At 29.5% G+C, this 2357-nt stretch carries 2 protein-coding genes; both read left to right on the top strand.

Annotated features, from left to right (window positions below; translation table 11 throughout):
• Nucleotides 1–98 precede the first annotated feature (98 nt).
• Nucleotides 99–956: an RNA helicase gene (locus tag RBU60_RS14115; RefSeq protein ID WP_282073870.1), complete on the top strand. Its 858-nt coding sequence runs from the start codon at nt 99–101 to the stop codon at nt 954–956.
• Nucleotides 957–1802: 846 nt separating this feature from the next.
• Nucleotides 1803–2282, top strand: coding sequence for a hypothetical protein (locus tag RBU60_RS14110; RefSeq protein WP_308865712.1), 480 nt, complete (start codon nt 1803–1805; stop codon nt 2280–2282).
• The last annotated feature ends 75 nt before the right edge of the window (nt 2283–2357 follow it).

Below are 2357 nucleotides of genomic sequence, written 5' to 3'. Positions count from 1 at the left end.
TCAAATAACAACTAGATTACTAATATTTTGCTATATTAGTAATCTAAACCATCACAACTTACCATATACTTACCGTTAGGCAACATACAAAAAAAACTATGGCAAAAAGACCAACAAAATCAGAAAAAGAAAACACAGAGCAATTAACTTCCAAAAAATGTGGAATAATAATGCCAATAGCAAAACATCCAGATTATCAAAGTGGACATTGGAAAGATGTACTTGACATTTTGACTGAAGCTATTTCTGAAACAGAATTTGAGCCAAGATTGGTCAGTGATGATGTGGCGATTGGGTTAATTCACGACAGAATTGTTACAAATATTTATAATGATGAAATCGTTGTTTGTGATGTTAGTAGTAAAAATCCGAATGTTATGTTTGAACTCGGACTTCGATTAGCATTTGACAAACCAACAATAATTGTTAAAGATGAAAAAACAGGATATTCCTTTGATACTGGAGTTATAGAACATATTTCCTATCCTTCATCCTTACGCTTTAGTGAAATAGTAGACTTTAAAGAAGAATTAGCCAAACGAATTAATGCAACTTATGCAAAATCACAAGCCGAAAAAGATTACTCACCTTTCTTAAAGAGTTTTGGAAAAACAATTGTTCCAACTTCACTGGAAAAAACTGAAATTCCAGAAAGTAAATTTATTATGGAACAACTCTCGATGATAAGACACGAAATGAGAAGACTTCGAAATGATAATTCAGACCGTTCTGATAACTACAGAAACAATATAATTCACAGCAGGAGACCAATAAGTATTTCCAAATTAAGATTTTTTGAAAAATTCTTTAGCAATTTGAGTGATGAACAACTTAATAACTCTGATTTTTATTCTGAATTAAAAAAGGAAGCTTTAGATAATGGACTTGGAGACATAACTATGAGTGAAATTAGATACTTCATAGATAAATATAGTAATATTAATAAATCGGAATAAGTACGTTGCCTAACACCGTATATAACAAATAGCTAAGTCTTATATAATTCAAAAATTTTGGTATATTTGGTAAGTCGCCAAATCTTTTGATTTGACGATTTAGTAAAAAAAGATAAATGCAAAATGCAAAAGATTTGGCTTGTTTTTAAAGTGAAAATTAAGTCATAACTACACGCTACTTGCCATATACAAATCCGTTGCCATTCATTGAAAAGGAACGCAAAAAAAAAACAATTAAACGAAAAACATATAGATTATGATAAAATTTTGGATAATAGCAATATTGATTTTTATAATAGTTACGTTAATACTAGCGAAATTAACATTGAAAAAAAGTAGAAAAGAAAGAGGAGAGAAAATGTGGAAATTGTATGATGGAATGACAAAATATTGGTTGCGTTTATCATTAGCTAGTTTGGGAATAACGACTTGTATAATATGTTTAGTTAATTGGATAGGATTTCCAATTATACCATAGAATTTTGGTGGAGTTTAGCACTTAAAACAAAATGAGAATATTTGCGAAATCGAAAATCTGAATTATTAAAACCGAAATGTATACGGAATATAGCAAGTTGCGGAATTTATCACTCAATCGGAATTGAAAAATAATGCGGAATAAAACCCTGACTGAATTCACTCAAACGCTGAAAATCGGAAAACGGAATAAATTGAACGCTGAAAAAACAACGAAATGGCAACACCGTATATAAAAAATTGCTAGTGTTGTGCTAAAACAAAGGTCGTTGCACGTTTGCTACGTCTGAATTTCCTTCGGAAATTCCTCGCACGCAAACACGCAACTTTCCATATACATAAACGTTGGCAGCAATTTAAAACGAAAAAATGAAATATATTATTCTAATTTTATTACTTCCTTTATTAACCAATTCACAAACTATAAAAAAAGACTTATATATTACATATAATGATTGTTGGATACAAAAAGGTGTTGAAATTGAATTAGATACTCTAAGATATGAAGGGTATTCTATTAGATTAAGTAAAAGACAAAATCCTGAATTTACATTAAAAGTCGACAATTCTGGTAAACTGATAAAAGGAATGAAATATCTGAGCGGTAAAACTTACGGATCTTATGAAATTTCCTATAAAAACGTGAATAAGAATAATCCGCCTTTCAAAATAGATTTAGATACCATAATAAATAGAGTTAGTGCCCAAAGATTAATTTATACTGTAGATTTAGATTATGATAGTTTTTTTGAAAGTTTTAGAAATATATATTTAGTAAATTTTAATAATAAAAATGAGAATTTTCATCAAGCTAAAAAAATAAAAATAAAATTTATAGGAACGCTATAAAGTAGAGTAGGTAAAGGGGAATCTCACCCCTAAACCTCTCACAGAACCGTACGTGATACTCTCGCATCATACGGC

Source organism: Mesonia profundi (assembly GCF_031085155.1).
In the GTDB taxonomy this organism is placed as follows: domain Bacteria; phylum Bacteroidota; class Bacteroidia; order Flavobacteriales; family Flavobacteriaceae; genus Mesonia; species Mesonia profundi.
This window is presented reverse-complemented; position numbering and strand designations above follow the sequence as displayed.